The sequence below is a fragment of the Streptomyces sp. CB01580 genome, assembly GCF_001905795.1.
Classification (GTDB): domain Bacteria; phylum Actinomycetota; class Actinomycetes; order Streptomycetales; family Streptomycetaceae; genus Streptomyces.
Genome location: NZ_LIXJ01000037.1, coordinates 1 through 14,086 on the forward strand (window position 1 = coordinate 1; position 14,086 = coordinate 14,086).

Consider the following 14,086-nt stretch of genomic DNA (forward strand, 5'->3'; position numbering starts at 1 on the left):
CGGCACGTCATCACGGACTGCCTGGGCCTGCTGCTGATGGTGCTGGTGTGTGCCGCCGACGTCACCGACCGCCAGGCCGCCCGCGTCATGCTGCCCCGTCTGCGGGCACGGTTTCACAAGATCACGCTGGTGTGGGCCGACGGCGGCTACACCGGCCGCCTGGTCACTGGGCGAAGGAGACTATGGAACCCGGGGCGGTTCACGTGTCCTGTGCGCGTGGGAACCACTGGCCGCAGCAGGCGGCGTGGCCGAGTGAACATCGGCGGTCCGCTCCACCCAAGGACCGGACGAAACGACGCCCACATCACCCCGGGATGTTCCCGGACTCCGGCCGCCTTTCCTGCCCTTCTTCGTCCGCGCCGCCGATGGCGACGCGGAGGTCGTACATGTTCTGTTGGACCTCGATCACGGACACCTCGGCCCGGCCGAGGGCCCGGCGGACACCTTCCACATCCCGGCCTGGAAGCGGAGGTGGGCGAAGGTTGGCCGATCTCACTGAATTTTGACCGGGCCGGCCGCTGGGGTCGTATGTCAGCGCGCGGTGACTGAATACGCGGCGAGCCCGCGGTTGCCGCGCGGCTTGGCAATGGCCCGGAGAACGTCGGCCTGGCTCAGGACAAGCTGTCGCACCGGCTCGGGCAGCGCGGCCAAACGCTCCTCCGTTCCGACCAGGTCGAGGCAAGCAGCGATTTCCCAGTCGCCGTCCTGAAGCTCTCCGGTATCGACCGACCTGCTGCCGTCGGCCGTCCAGCCGGCCTCAGGCAGGAGCCGCAGCAGGCACTCACGGGAGAAAGGCGTGCGGACGTTGCCCTGGCCATGCGATCCCGCCGCCTCGATCTGCCCCTGGATCAGCACGGCGAGCAGGTGCGCCAGCCGGTCGCCAGAGGCAGGCGTCAAATCCCACTCGGTGAACCGTAGTCGCCGCGCCCACGGCCGCACCCGGGCCAGTGTGTCTCGCAGTTGTCCGAGCGATGTGAAGTACCAGGAGCAATGTGCGAGCACCACGTGGTCGAAGGTACTTCCGGGGAAGTCGACCGATGGGTCGAGGACGTCGGTGCCGAAGCGGAAGTCGATGCGCGGCCCGAGAGGGCCTTCCGCGAGCCGGGCTGCCGATCCTCCGAGCGTGACCGGCGCCCCATAGGAGGGTTCGGCCACGTCAACGGCCACCACGCGCCCTTTGGGCCCAACCGCCTCTGCAAGAACGGCGGTCATGTCGCCCTGGCCGCAGCCCAGTTCGAGGACGCTTGAGCCTGGTGCGATGTGCCAGCTCGCCACGAGCGCGGCGCGGTGGCGGGTCTGGGACAGCTGGATGTCCGGGCTGTGATCGGCGGCGGCCATGCCGGCCGCGAGCGAGGGGGCCTTGGCGCGGAGATCGGAGTGATTCACAAAGTCCTTGGTGATACTCGACGGGTCGGTGCGGGCCGATGGTATGAGACGTGCGGGCAGCGGCGCCTCCGACTTCCTGGACATCCGGTGATGCCGCAGCCTGAGCAGATGGGAAACACGCACTGATCGTGTGCGGATGGTGCGGTGAAGTCCCCGGTGGACCTGACGCTGCTGCCCGAGCACCGTCGTGGACACGGAGCGATGTACGGCGGCCTGAACCACGTCCCGGGCTCTGATCCGTGACCGACGGTGCTCCGAAGTGACACCGCCGGTCGCGGCGGCTTGACGACAGCATCAGGAAGCCGGAGTGCTCTCCGTCACGAGGACCAGCTCTGGTCCGCACTGTCCGGGAGCTTCCGGCCACGCTGCAACGGTCTCGTCACCCACAGATGGCCGTGTCGACCAGGTTCGTGACCTTCTCGATCTTCTGTATGGCCTCCTTGGTCATCGCCTCATTCGAGTCCTGCTTCGAGATGATCGCGCCGGGCAGGGCGTTGACGGCCACCGTGACCTCACGGCCGTCGCTGGTCACACCGCCGCGAGTCTCGTAGCCGTGGATGTCGCCGCCGTGGCCCCACATCGCGGCGCAGGACAGAGTGATCTTGTCGAGGCCGAGACCGAAAACGGTGTTGGGCTCCTCGTCCGGTGATTCGACGGTCTTCTGCATCTCCTTCAGCTGCGCCGCGGGCACCACCTTGCCGCCGACCAGGCCCGCGAAGAAGCGGTTGAGGTCGCGCGGGGTGGAGATCACCATGCCTGCGGCTCCGGAGACCGAGGGGTCCATCTCGGTGGCGTTCTTCAACTCGCCTCCGGGCGGCGCGATGTAACCCTCCATCCGCGGCTTCGGGACGTTCTTGTCCCCGGGCTCGGGCCAGTAGGTCTGCTTCAGGCCGAGCCGTTCGATGACGCGCTCGGTGACCGCCTCGCCCACCGGCTTGCGGGTGACCTTCTCGACGAGCATCCCCGCGACGATGTAGTTGGTGTTGCTGTACTGGCGCCTCTTCCCGACAGGGAACACCGCCTTGTGCTGCAGTGCGGGGCCGAGGAGTTCCTTCGCCGTGTAGGTCCGGCTCGGGACGGTGGCGGTGTTCGCTTCCACGAACTCGGTGTAGTCGGGAAGGCCGCTGGTGTGCCCGAGCAGGTTCCGTACGGTGATCTGCTTGCCGTCGTAGTCCGGTCCTTCGACGACGCCCGGCAGGTAGGTGTCGATCGGTTCGTCCAGCTTCACCGTGCCCTCGCCGACCAGTTGCAGGACGGTCGCGGCGACGAATGTCTTGGTGTTGCTGCCGATCCGCACGTGCCCGTTCTTCGGCGGAGCGGCGCCAGTCTCGCGGTTGCCGGCTCCGGCCGTGTAGTCGCGGGTCCTGCCGTCCTTGCCCTTGACGGAGACCAGCACGCCGGGGAATCCCGCCTGCACCAGCTCCCGCATCGCCTTCCGCAGGGCAATCTCGTTCTTCGCCGTGCCCATCTCCGCCTCGGCGTCGGACGCGTCGCCGTCTCTGCAGCCCGTCAGGCCGCCCACGGCGAGGACGCCGACCACGGTCGCCACAGTGATCCGTGACGGCCTCCGGCGGCGCTTGGACGGGACGTTCGGACGGGTGGCGGGCTGGAAGTGCTCGGACACCGTTGCTCCTCAAAACCACCTGGTAAGTGGTGTGGGGGACGTTTCTCAGTAACGCCTCAAGAATCTCGATCACGAGCATCCGGCTCCATAACGCACGCGGGAAGAAACATGGTGTAGCCAGTGCTACCGTCCCGGTACAGCGATTACGACGGGCCGGCCACCGACTGATCCGGCACAGATCGGTCGGGTGCGCCGCCCGGCGGGCGGCGCACCCGACCGATGGGGAGCGGTGGGCGGTGCTATTCGCGGATGCCCATTCCCTCGACCGGCGGGGTGCGGAGGAGCCACCCGATCGGGATGATCGTGGACACCAGCGCCAGCGCGGCCGTGCCGCCGATGATGACGACCAAGCCCAGCGCCGGAACGTATGGGACGGGCTGCCCGGCAACGGCGTTGACGATCGCGGACAGCGTGACCGCCGCGACCGCGACGCCGATCGTGAGCGCCACGCCCAGCAAAGCGGCCTGCTCGGAGTTCGCCATCCACCTCACCTGGCGGCGGGTCACCCCGACCAGACGCAGCAGCGACAGCTCCCGGCTCCGGGCCAGCGCGGCCATGATGAGCGTGTTGGCGGCCGCGAGCACCGCGTACCCGACCAGCACGGCGACCAGCAGCCGGTTGAGCCAGGAACTGATCGCCAGGTCCTTGGCCAGCTCACCGGTGAACTGATCGGTGCCGGTCACGGTGCTCGCCGGGTACGCGCCCGCGAGCTTCGCCAGGGCCGGCCCCACGTCGGCGCCCGGCGCGCTGTGGATCAGCACGTGGTCGTCCAGGCCGGTCGCGGTGTGTCCGGCGAGCGTTTCGTTGGCCAGTGTGACGTCGCCGAACCCGAAGCCCCGGCTGTAGACGGCGACGACCTTCAGGGCGACCGGAGTGCCGTCCCCGAGCCATAGCTTGGCCGTGCTGCCGACCTTCCAGCCCGAAGTGTCCGCCTGGGACGAGGAGATCGCCACCGTGTCGCGGCCCCGCAGGTCGTCCAGGTTCCCGGACGTCACCTTCAGGTTCATGGTCTTGCTCGCACCCTGGGGATCGATGCCTTGCGCGACCACCGCCATCGCCTCGTCCATGAAGGGCACGAGCACCGAGGTACGGCGGACCCCGGTCGCGGCGAGCACCCCGGGGATCTGCCGGGCCTGCGCGGCCGCCGCAGCGGGCAGGCCCGCGCCGCCGACCAGCGCGTACTGGGCGATCGTGCCCTCCTTGCTCTGGATCACAGTCTGGCGTTCCAGGTTGTCCTGCAGGAACCAGATGGTGCCGCCGAACCCCACGGAGAGCACCAGCGCCGTCAGGACGGCAACCATGCCGCGCGCGTTTGCCCGCAGGTTCGCGGCGGCCAGGTACCCGCTGTCGCCGAACACCGTCCGCAGAACCGGGGCGAGCGCCACGGCGGCGGCCCGGTTGATCCAGGGGGCGAGCAGCGCGATCGCCAGAACGAACGTGCACAGCATGCCCACCGCGGAGCCCATGGCGGTCTGGCCGCCGGTGCTGCCGGTGAGGGCGATCAGTGCGAACGCGACGCCGAGCAGCGCCACCCCGGATACGATCCGGACCTTGCCTCCCAGAGTCGGCTCCACGGACGCCTCTCCGAGCGCCTCGGTGGGACGGATGCGGGTGGTACGCCGGGCGGCGATCCAGCCGGAAAGCAGTGCGACGGCGGCCACCGCACCGGCCACCGCCGGCGCGGCCAGGATGCCGCCGTTCATGGTGAACGTCTCCGGGACGAAGCCGCGGGTCACCAGCTCGGCCCTGACCCAGAGGCCGGCGAGCAGGCCGAGCGGGACACCCACCACCGCTGCGAGCAGGCTGAGCATGCCCACCTCGCCGAGGACCAGCATCCGCACCTGGCCGGGGGTCGCCGCGACCGCCCGCAACAGGGCGAAGTCGCGGCGACGGTGCCGCACCGACAGGCCGACCGTCGCGGCGACCACGAAACTGGTAATGAGCGCGGCGTAGCCGCCGAACGCGCCGCCGGCCTCCACGGTGAAGCTCTTGGCGGCGGCCGCCTCAGGCTGTTCTGCCAGCCCCCGCTCGTCACCCGCGTACACCTTCGTCCCGGTGCCGTCCGCGATGCGCTTCACCGCAGCAGTGACGGCCGCCCGGTCGGCGCCCTTCGCGGGAAGAACGCCGATCGCGTCGACAAGGCCAGGACGGGGATGCAGCCGGGCCGCCTGTACGTCGGTGAAGAACACCACCGCCTGCGGCCCACGCGCGCCAGACGTCCCGACGATGCCGCTCACCCGGACCCGCTGGGCGGCACCGTCGGTGAGTATCGTCGTGGTGCTGCCGGGACGCAGCTTCCCCGCCGCTGCGAGCCGCTGGTCCACGGCGATCTCGCCCTCGACCCGCGGCGCGGTGCCGGCCACCACTTCGTAGGGAGTGAGCGCCGCGCTTCCCCAGCCGTGGCCCGTGACCGGCACCTTCGGCGCGACCGCCGCCGCGACGCTGATCGTCCGATCTCCCACCGCCCGCGCCACGCCAGGGACTGCGGCGACCTTGCCGACCAACGACTCCGGGACGCCGCCGCGCTCGGGCAGTGTCACCGTGCTGGTCTCGCGCTCACCGAACCGTTCCGGCCCCCGCACCGTGAGCTCGTGCTTGGCGACGACGGCGAATGCCGCGCCGTACCGCTGCGTCTCCCCGTTGTACCGCAGCCCCGACTCCACGAGCACCCCGCACACCGTAAGGATCACGACCCCGGCGGCGAGCGCGATGAACGTCGCGATGAAAGTGCCCTTGCGGTACCGCAGCATCTGTGCGGCGAGTCCGAGCACCGCTCAGCCCTCCCGGCTCGCGACGGGCTGCCGCCAGCGGCGGTCGAGCATCGCCAGCTGCTCGGCGATCCGCTGGACGCCTGGCTGCGGCATGTCCCGCATGATCCGGCCGTCGGCCAGTACCATGACGCGGTTGGCGTACGACGCGGCGACCGGATCGTGGGTCACCATGATCACTGTCTGCCCGGCCAGGTCGACCACCGATCGCAGCAGAGCCAGAACCTCAGCGGCTGTCTGCGTGTCGAGTGCCCCGGTCGGCTCGTCGCAGAAGATCACCTCGGGTCGGGTGACCAGTGCCCGCGCGATCGCCACCCGCTGCTGCTGGCCGCCGGACAGTTCCGCCGGGCGGTGCCCGAGCCGGTGGCCCAGCCCGACCCGTCCGATCACCTCCGCGAGCCACGCCGGGTCCGGGCGCCTGCCGGACAGCCGGGACGGCAGCAGGATGTTCTGTTCCACGGTGAGCGCGCCGACCAGGTTGAACGCCTGAAAGATGAAGCCGATCCGGTCGCGGCGCAGCTCGGTCAGCCGCTTCTCCGACATCGATGACAGGTCGGCGGCGCCGATCATGACACGGCCTGAGGTGGGCCGGTCCAGTCCGGCCGCGCAGTGCAGCAGGGTGCTCTTACCGGAACCGGACGGCCCCATCACCGCCGTCATCGTCCCGCGGAGGAACCGGACATCGACCTCGGCCAGCGCCGTGACCGGTTGATCACCTCCGTAGGTCTTGCTGACCCGCTCAAGGCGGACGGCGTCGGTGGGCAGGGGCACTGACATGGGCGGGCACCTTCCAGGAGCCTGAGTTCGACAGCCTTCGACGGTAGGAAGAGCGCCCGGTCCCATCAATGCAGCCAGTTGCCCATGCGAAGTAGTGCAGGCACCACCGAACGCCTCTTTCCGACGCCGACCGCGATCAGCGCTGCACACAGCGGGTGACGGTGGTCGCCTTCATCAAGGACGCGAACACTCGCGAGGAACGCGCGGTGGACACAGTGGCCGGCGGCATCGATGCCGTTGGCGAACTGGCAGAGGACATCGGGCCGCTCGACTACGAGCCAGTCGCCGCACAGCCACGCCGACCAGATCCCGCCCGGGGGTACGTGGCGGCCTGTCTCCGGCGCGTAGAACGCTGCGCCGATCGACGACTTCGGCAACCGGTCCACGGCCGCCAGATCGTCGTCCGAGGCGTCGTCGGCGCACATTTCCACAGCGGTCCGAGGTGCCGTCTTTGCGAATCCGACAGTCTCTTCGACCTTCTGATGGGGCGTCATGACCGTGCGGAGGCGGTGGGCGGCGGCGTGCTCCAGGAGCACGGTCTGCAACAGGGCGAGGCGCCGACCGCGCCACGCCTCCTCTTCGGCCGGCCACGGCCCGTAGGTCTTGGAGTCCTGGCCCATGGCCGCGAGCTCCACCTCCTGGCCGCCCGCGCCCTTCTGCGGCCGGGCGGGGTCGCGGGTAGTTCGTCTCGTCGCGTTCGGGAACGAGACCGGTGATGGAGTAGTACCGGAAACGGTTGCCGGAAGCAGGTCCGACGGGCCCGTCGGACCTGCTTCCGGGCGACGGCGTCGATGCCGTCGGAGACCAGATGCTGCGCCGAGCCCCCGGCGACGACACCCACGACGCCCAGCCCGAGAGCATGCCGCTCTGTCGGGACGCTACGGCGGTCGGCACCGTGGGCCTGGAGAGGGGACGCACCTGGGAGGAAGAGATACTCATAGCCTGTGTCCGCATGGCCGCCGGGCTGTGTTGAACGGGCGAGGGCAGGCTCGCCCGGAACCCGCGCCTGCCCGCGATCGTCACTGACGGGTGAGGGGCCTGCGCTCCGGGCCTCAGCCCTGGTGCACAACGAGAGCGAGTCGTCATGAAGGACGAAGCGGCCGGCGCACACCGTCCGGAGGCGGACGAGGGCGGCAGGCACGATGGCTCGGACAGCGGCGTCGCCCGCGCCACCGTGACCGTCATGCGACGCAACTGGCGTGCCCTGCTGGGGCGGACGGTGTGCGTCACCGGCCTGGCCGCACTGGGAGGCCTGGCGGTGACCGCCGCCGCCTTCGCCTTCGCCCGGCCGGCGTTCACCGAGATGTGGAACGGGGCGTTGGCGGCCCGTGAGGACGAGGACTCGTACGCCGCCGACGTATCCCACTTGCTGGTGATCCTCCTCGGCGGGCTCCCTGTCCTACTGCTCATCCTGTGCCTCGGATGCGCGGCGCTGCAGACGGTCCACTCGCGAGTGGTTGCCGCTGCGGTTGCGGGTCGGAGCAGAGCGAAAGGGAAGGAGCGACCGCCACGCGGGACGTGCCGTCGGCTCGGCCGGGTCTCCACGGTCTATGTACTGCGCGGCGTGGCCGTGTGGACGATACCAATGTGCGCGGTGCTGGTGACCGAGTACTTCACCTCCACCACGTTCACGGCCCCGGCCCCGCTCCGGTTCGACTCGGTTCGCTCCGATCTCGTGCGCGTCGTCGTTCCGAGTGTCGCCGTCGTCGTGGCCCTGCTGCTCCGGCTCGGCCTGGCCCTGGCTCCGGCCGCGGCAGCAGGGGACGGGCTCACCCCCGTGGCGGCGCTGCGCCGGTCGTGGTCACTGGTGTGGGGTCGGACGCGGTTGCTGCGGACCGTGGCCGTCGTCCCGCCGACAGGCGTGATCATCGTTGGGACGTACGGGGTTCTGCACCGTGCCGGAGGGCCGCTGCGCGACGGGGTCAGGTCCGCTGTTCTGACGTACGGCACCGACAATCCGTATGTCGCATGCGCCGCGGGTGTCCTCGCCCCGATCGCCGCCGCCGTGCTGCTGACCGCGGCACTGATACTTCCCACTGCCCACACGGCGTACGCCGTGCTCTACGAACGCTCATATCGAGGCGGTGCCGGGTGGCAGTCATCGTGTGGCGGCGGGGCCGGAAGCGGGGGTGAGATGCCGCTGAAAGCGGACAGGAACCTCTGCGCTCCGCCGACCGAAGCCGCCTGCACCTCCTCGACCTGGGCATCGTCCAACTTCGGCCGACGACCGGGCACAGTACGCCGCCGCAGCGCCTGGGCCCCGCCGGTCTCCCACGCGCGTCTCCACCGCCGCACCCACCCCTCGAGCGCGGCCCGTTCCTCGTCCGACAACGTCAACTCGGCCGTCGGCCGCCCCGTACGCGCCATGCAGCAGGCCTGCACATCTGAACAGAATTCCCGACTCAGGACAGGCCCTAGTCTTTCAGGACGCCCAGCCCGTTCAGCAGCCCGGTCACGATCACGAGAAGCACCAGTGCTGCTGCCGCAGCCATCGCCACCCGGCGGTGCCGGCCGTCGAACAGACGGCGCAGGTAACCGATCAGGCGGTGACGGCTGCCATCGGACGGAGTCACGTCGGTCCGTTCGGAGCCGTCGCCTTCCCCGAACACCGCGGGGACTGCCGCTGCGCCGCGGTCCTTGCCCGAGTGCGGGGCCGATGGCTGTGGGGCGAACTGGGCGGATGCCGCCTGCTGTACGAAATACATCCGCGGATCGAGCGCGTTCGGTCCGTATGCCTGCGGCGACTTCGGTGCGGTCGGCTCGTACGACGGCTGCGCCGTTGGTATGGATCCGGCCGGTCCCGTCGAATCCTCGGCCGCCGTGACCGGCCGCCACCAGCCCTCGCCCCGGGCCAGCGTCATGCCCTTCGCCGCCGCGATCCTGTGACATTCTTCGATGATTTCTGAGAGCACGGGCCGCTCCTCCGGGTCCTTGGCCAGACAGCGCGTGATCAGGGGACGAAGTGGCTCGGGACACGCGGTCAGGTCCGGCTGCCGGGCCACGATCCGGTACAGCAGCGCGTGCCCGTCGCCCTCGCCGAACGCATGACCACCGGTCGACGCGAAATATGCGATGAGGCCGAGCGCGAAGATGTCGAGTGCCGATGTCGCGGGTTTGCCCTCCGCCTGTTCCGGCGACATGTACGCGGGCGTGCCCAGGCGCACGTCGGTACCAGTCAGCGCCGTCGCCTCGGCGGACCGTGCGATGCCGAAGTCGATGACACGGGGGCCGTCCGCGGCGAGCAACACGTTGGTCGGTTTCAGGTCGCGGTGCACCACGTCGGCCGCGTGAATGGACTGGAGCGCCTCGGCCACACCCGCGGTCAGCAGCAGTACGGTCTGCAACGGCAGCGGCCCGTGTTCGAGCACTGCATCCGCCAGCGAAGGGCCGGGGACATACGCGCTGGCCATCCACGGTTGGTGCCCGTCGATGCTGCTGTCGAGCACTGCGGCGGTGTATGCCCCCTGCACCTGGTGTGCCGCCCGCACCTCGCGGGCGAAACGCCGCAGGAACTCGGGGTCCTGCGCGAACTCACGCCGAATCACCTTCAGGGCAACGGGCTGCCCGCCTCGGGTGTGGGACAGATAGACGCTGCCCATCCCTCCCTCGCCGAGTTTTCCACGCAGCATGTAACCCGAGATCTCGGCCGGATCCCCCGGCCCCAAAGGCTCGATCATGGTGGTGCTCCTGCCCGCCCTCTCTCTTTCTCGTACTCAAGTCCGTTGGCCGGGCTATTGGTCCCACAATTCGCGGAGAAAGCTTCCGGAAGAGTGGTCCCGGCCGCGAACGCCTCTCGGCCTCATTCAGCGGGTACAGCCTGCTGTACCCCGGTTCGGGGTGTGCGCGATAATGGCCCGGACTCCCACAACTGGTGTTCTGGCCAGGTCAGTTGATACACACCGGAGGGGATGCTCCGGTGAGTACGCGCACATCCCTCAGTACGGGCTCCGGACCGGAACACAACAATGACCCGGCGCTCCCAGCCGGCACGGCCGGTCAGCCACTGGGCGTTCTGCCCGGCGCCTTGATCACCGGCCCGCTGTGGGGCGTACGGCATCTGTCGTTGTTCCTGACGGAATGGGGCAGCCGGCCGGACGTGTCCCGGTGGCAGCCGGCGGAATTCGTCGCCAGCACCATCGCCTTCAGCTTGGCCCGGGTGTTCAACCGCACCGGCGAGAGCCTGCCGTTGGCCATGCTGCTGCACGTCAGCGTCAACAACTGCTTCTCCGTCGTCTGGTCGGAGAGGTTCCCATGACGACTTTCTTCCGACAACACCACGCATGCGTTCCTGATCAGCTCGGTCGTCGCGACCGTGGTCCTGCTGATCGCCACCCGCGGTCGGCTCGGCTACGAGCCCGCACCGGTCGCTGAGGCTGCGCGACCCACGCCGGTGGTCTGACCTGCGCAGTTCGCCGACATGTCCGCTCGCCGTGGTCCTGAGTGGACCACCGCGAGCGCCTCCGGCCCGCGTCGTCGCGGCGCGAACCGAGGTGTCACGACGGTTCGCCGCCCGCGACGAGGTACGCGGCGGTTCCGGGCGTTCACGCGACGCTGCCCCGCGATCGATACGGCCACGGCCGGGGTTCGGGTGGGCGACCGCAAGTCCAGTCCGGCAGCGCAGTGCATCAAGGTGCGCTTGCCGGAGTCCGATGGCCCCATCACGGCGAGGAACATGCCGTGCCACACAGTCGGCGGCACATCGTCCAGGACGCGTGTCCCTCCCGTGTACACCTTGCCGACCTGCGTCAGCACAACCGCCGGGCCTGACGACGCGTCGGGCGCCGCGCGGACGACTTCGCGGCGGCTGAAGGCGGCAGAGCTCATCGACGGCTCCGCAGATGGCGCACGAACAGCACGGTGACGCACACTGCGGTGACCCCGCCGAAGGCCAGGTGTGCCCCGCTGCCCACCGCACCGTACGAAACCACCATGTTGCCGATCACGCTGATCACCAGGGCCACCCGGAGCAGGACGTCGACAACGTCCGCAGGGCTGATGCCGGCCTGTGCCCCGTCCCGGCTGTCGGCCGGGGTGAGGCGGTAGGGGTCCGTGTGCGCCACGGGAGCTCCTTCCAGAAGTCTGCGGTGTCATCGACATTACGAACCGGTCTCTCCCCGGCCCATCCCTCGTACCGCCGTATCGGTGGTACAGCAGGCTGTACCACCGACACCCGCCATGTCGGCCCAGGCATAGGGTGATTGGCACATCCGGAAAGCGAGGCAAGGAGGAGTGGGGTGACCACCCAGCAGAACTTCAGGGCCGACGAGCGGGCCGGGTCCGGTGTGACGGGCTTCGTCAAGGAAGTCGTCGGTGCTGCCTCCGCCGCGCTGGGACAGCTTGCGAGCGGCTTCGGGACGGCCCTGCTCGCGCTGGCCGTCCTGGGCTGGCTCGCCCTGACGGCCGCGGCCTGTCTGGTGGGCATCGGCCTGCTCGCCGCGCCGGCCGGGCTGCGCGCGCTGCACACGCTGGCCGGCCATGAGCGCGACCGGCTCAGCCACCACGGTGCCGAGGTCGTCGCCCCGGACCCACCGCCCACCCAGCTGCGTCTCGCCCTCGTCGATGTCACCACCCGCCGCGAGGCCGGCTGGCTGGTGACGCACGCCACGTTCGGCCTGTTCCTCGGGCTGCTCGGTATTGTGCTGCCGATCGCCGCTGTCCGCGACACCGCCTTCCCGCTGCTGTGGCCGTTCGCGCCTGCGGATGCCACCAGCACCGCATTGGGGTTCGGAACAGCGGAATCCTGGCTGGATGCCGCCGCAGTGTGCCTGCTCGGCGTGGGCTGGATCGCCATCATCCTCGGCCTCGGCCCCAGTCTGGCCCGGCTCCAGGCATGGCCCGGTGTGCGCCTCCTGACGGCCGGGCCGGACACCGATCTCCCCCTGCGCATCATCGAGCTGACTGCAACCCGGGCCGCCGCGCTGGACGCCCACGCCGCCGAACTGCGCCGTATCGAACGTTCCCTCCACGACGGCACCCAGAACCGCATCGTCACCGTCACCGTGCTGCTCGGTGCTGCCCGCCGTATGGTGGCCCGCGACCCGGTCGGCGCCGACGAACTCCTCGAACGCGCCCAGTCCGCCGCCGAACAGGCGCTGGCCGAATTACGGACCGTCGCCCGCGGCATCCTGCCGCCCGTGCTCGCCGACCGCGGCCTGGCCGACGCGCTCTCCGGGCTGGCCGCACACTGCGCGGTGCCCTGCCGGACCGACGCCCGTCTGCCGGAGCGGTGCGCCTCCTCTGTCGAGGCGACCGCCTACTTCGTGACGGCCGAGGCCCTCACCAACATTGCCAAGCACAGCGGCGCCGCCCAGGCCACCGTCACCGTCCGAAGCCGGGGCGGCCGACTCCTGTTGCGCATCAAGGACGACGGCCGGGGCGGTGCCGACGAGAAGGGCGGTTCTGGCCTCACCGGCATCCGCCGCCGCGTCGCTGCCCATGACGGGACTCTTCAGCTGACCAGTCCGCTCGGCGGACCAACAACCCTTGAGGTGAATCTTCCATGCGGATCGTGATAGCGGAGGACGACCCATTGCTGCGCGAGGGCCTCGCTCTCTTGCTGCGCGCGGAGTCGCTCGACGTGGTGGCCAAGGCCGGAACGGCCGACGAGGCGCTGGACGCCATCGACACGCACCGGCCCGATGCCGCCATCCTCGACGTGCGAATGCCGCCCACCCACACCGACGAAGGCATCCGCGCCGCCATCGAGGCCCGGCGTCGGCGCCCCGGTCTCGCCGTCCTCGTTCTCTCCGCCTACGTCGAGCAGACTTTCGCCACCGAACTGCTCACCGGCGGCATCAGCGGCATCGGCTACCTTCTCAAGGAACGTGTCGGACGGGTCGAAGAGTTCCTCGACGCACTGCGACGGGTCGTGGACGGTGGTACCGCCGTCGACCCCGAAGTCGTCGCGCAGCTGTTCACGCGCTCACGCCGGGACGCCCGGCTGGAACGCCTCAGCCCACGTGAGGTGGACGTACTCGCCCTGATGGCTGAGGGGTTGGGCAACAGCGCCATCGCCGAACGGCTCGTCGTCACCGACGGTGCCATCCACAAACACATCCGCAGTATCTTCGCCAAGCTCGACCTTGCGCCCACCCAGCAGGTCGACCGGCGCGTCGCCGCCGTACTGCACTACCTGGAGGACGCTCGCCGCCGGGTCTGACACCAGCCCCTTGCACGGTTCTTGGTAGTCGTGGCGGTGCATGGCGCGGCTCGTGGATCTCGGTGAGGTGGAGAAGCTCCGCGGGAGCCTCGGAGATTTCGTGACCGAGGTCCTTACGTTCCTGGCGCGCAAGGACCGGCGCCGGCAAGGGGCGAGTTCAAGCGGTCAGCGCATCACCGCTGTTCAGGACGCCGACGTGGACCTCTGCCGGAGTGCGGTAGCCATGGACGTGGTGCATCGGAGTCCTGAGCGCCCGCCTCATCAAGTGCCCCTCCCGCCATCGCCTCAAGATCTCATCCTGCTGCCGCCGGCGAAAACGCGTAGTCACGCGCCTGTGCCCCCAAGACCGGCGGTGCGTCGATCACTTGAGGG

General features: G+C 69.8%; 10 protein-coding genes and 2 pseudogenes. 5 read left to right on the forward strand and 7 right to left on the reverse strand.

The genetic code is table 11. The annotated features are described in order from the left end of the window. Nucleotides 1-9: 9 nt before the first annotated feature. A pseudogene (locus tag AMK22_RS42165) lies at nucleotides 10-147 on the forward strand (IS5 family transposase); the annotation flags it as partial. Nucleotides 148-531: 384 nt separating this feature from the next. Here the strand turns inward: AMK22_RS42165 and AMK22_RS33200 are convergent. The 5 genes and pseudogenes from AMK22_RS33200 to AMK22_RS33220 all read right to left on the reverse strand — a co-directional run. Beyond that, the gene (locus AMK22_RS33200; RefSeq protein ID WP_073791109.1) at nucleotides 532-1,386 is read right to left on the reverse strand and encodes a methyltransferase domain-containing protein; all 855 of its coding nucleotides are present in this window, start codon (nucleotides 1,384-1,386) and stop codon (nucleotides 532-534) included. A 379-nt stretch (nucleotides 1,387-1,765) separates the two neighbouring features. Further along, nucleotides 1,766-3,010, reverse strand: a complete 1,245-nt coding sequence (locus tag AMK22_RS33205; RefSeq protein WP_073791111.1) for a serine hydrolase domain-containing protein — start codon at nucleotides 3,008-3,010, stop codon at nucleotides 1,766-1,768. A gap of 239 nt (nucleotides 3,011-3,249) precedes the next feature. Next, the gene (locus AMK22_RS33210) at nucleotides 3,250-5,781 is read right to left on the reverse strand and encodes an FtsX-like permease family protein (RefSeq protein WP_073791112.1); all 2,532 of its coding nucleotides are present in this window, start codon (nucleotides 5,779-5,781) and stop codon (nucleotides 3,250-3,252) included. Between the two features lie 3 nt (nucleotides 5,782-5,784). Beyond that, nucleotides 5,785-6,555, reverse strand: a complete 771-nt coding sequence (locus AMK22_RS33215) for an ABC transporter ATP-binding protein (protein WP_073791113.1) — start codon at nucleotides 6,553-6,555, stop codon at nucleotides 5,785-5,787. Nucleotides 6,556-6,722: 167 nt separating this feature from the next. Next, nucleotides 6,723-7,223, reverse strand: a pseudogene (locus AMK22_RS33220) (DEAD/DEAH box helicase); the annotation flags it as partial. Between the two features lie 140 nt (nucleotides 7,224-7,363). On the opposite strand from AMK22_RS33220, the gene AMK22_RS39765 reads away from it, so the two are divergent. Then, entirely contained in the window at nucleotides 7,364-7,528 is a 165-nt protein-coding gene (locus AMK22_RS39765; protein WP_158072111.1) for a hypothetical protein, read from the forward strand. A gap of 1,441 nt (nucleotides 7,529-8,969) precedes the next feature. On the opposite strand, the gene AMK22_RS42170 is transcribed toward AMK22_RS39765, so the two are convergent. After that, nucleotides 8,970-10,232: a protein kinase domain-containing protein gene (locus AMK22_RS42170; protein WP_073791120.1), complete on the reverse strand. Its 1,263-nt coding sequence runs from the start codon at nucleotides 10,230-10,232 to the stop codon at nucleotides 8,970-8,972. 239 nt (nucleotides 10,233-10,471) lie between these two features. Between AMK22_RS42170 and AMK22_RS33240 the strand changes: the two genes are divergently transcribed. Then, the gene (locus AMK22_RS33240) at nucleotides 10,472-10,810 is read left to right on the forward strand and encodes a hypothetical protein (RefSeq protein ID WP_073791122.1); all 339 of its coding nucleotides are present in this window, start codon (nucleotides 10,472-10,474) and stop codon (nucleotides 10,808-10,810) included. A 565-nt stretch (nucleotides 10,811-11,375) separates the two neighbouring features. Here AMK22_RS33240 and AMK22_RS33245 read toward each other — a convergent pair. Further along, nucleotides 11,376-11,615 (reverse strand): hypothetical protein, encoded by a 240-nt coding sequence (locus AMK22_RS33245; RefSeq protein WP_073791124.1) that lies wholly within the window; start codon nucleotides 11,613-11,615, stop codon nucleotides 11,376-11,378. Between the two features lie 222 nt (nucleotides 11,616-11,837). Here AMK22_RS33245 and AMK22_RS33250 point away from each other — a divergent pair, with 222 nt between their 5' ends. Further along, entirely contained in the window at nucleotides 11,838-13,067 is a 1,230-nt protein-coding gene (locus AMK22_RS33250) for a sensor histidine kinase (protein WP_073791179.1), read from the forward strand. Continuing rightward, the gene (locus tag AMK22_RS33255; protein WP_073791125.1) at nucleotides 13,055-13,714 is read left to right on the forward strand and encodes a response regulator transcription factor; all 660 of its coding nucleotides are present in this window, start codon (nucleotides 13,055-13,057) and stop codon (nucleotides 13,712-13,714) included. Before AMK22_RS33250 ends, AMK22_RS33255 begins: the two co-directional genes overlap by 13 nt. Nucleotides 13,715-14,086 lie beyond the last annotated feature (372 nt).

What these genes read in the sequence shown, in the direction of transcription:
- AMK22_RS33215 (WP_073791113.1), bottom strand. Translation starts at nt 6,555, where the DNA reads ATGTCAGTGCCCCTGCCCACCGACGCCGTCCGCCTTGAGCGGGTCAGC.
- AMK22_RS39765 (WP_158072111.1), top strand. Translation starts at nt 7,364, where the DNA reads ATGCTGCGCCGAGCCCCCGGCGACGACACCCACGACGCCCAGCCCGAG.
- AMK22_RS42170 (WP_073791120.1), bottom strand. Translation starts at nt 10,232, where the DNA reads ATGATCGAGCCTTTGGGGCCGGGGGATCCGGCCGAGATCTCGGGTTAC.
- AMK22_RS33255 (WP_073791125.1), top strand. Translation starts at nt 13,055, where the DNA reads ATGCGGATCGTGATAGCGGAGGACGACCCATTGCTGCGCGAGGGCCTC.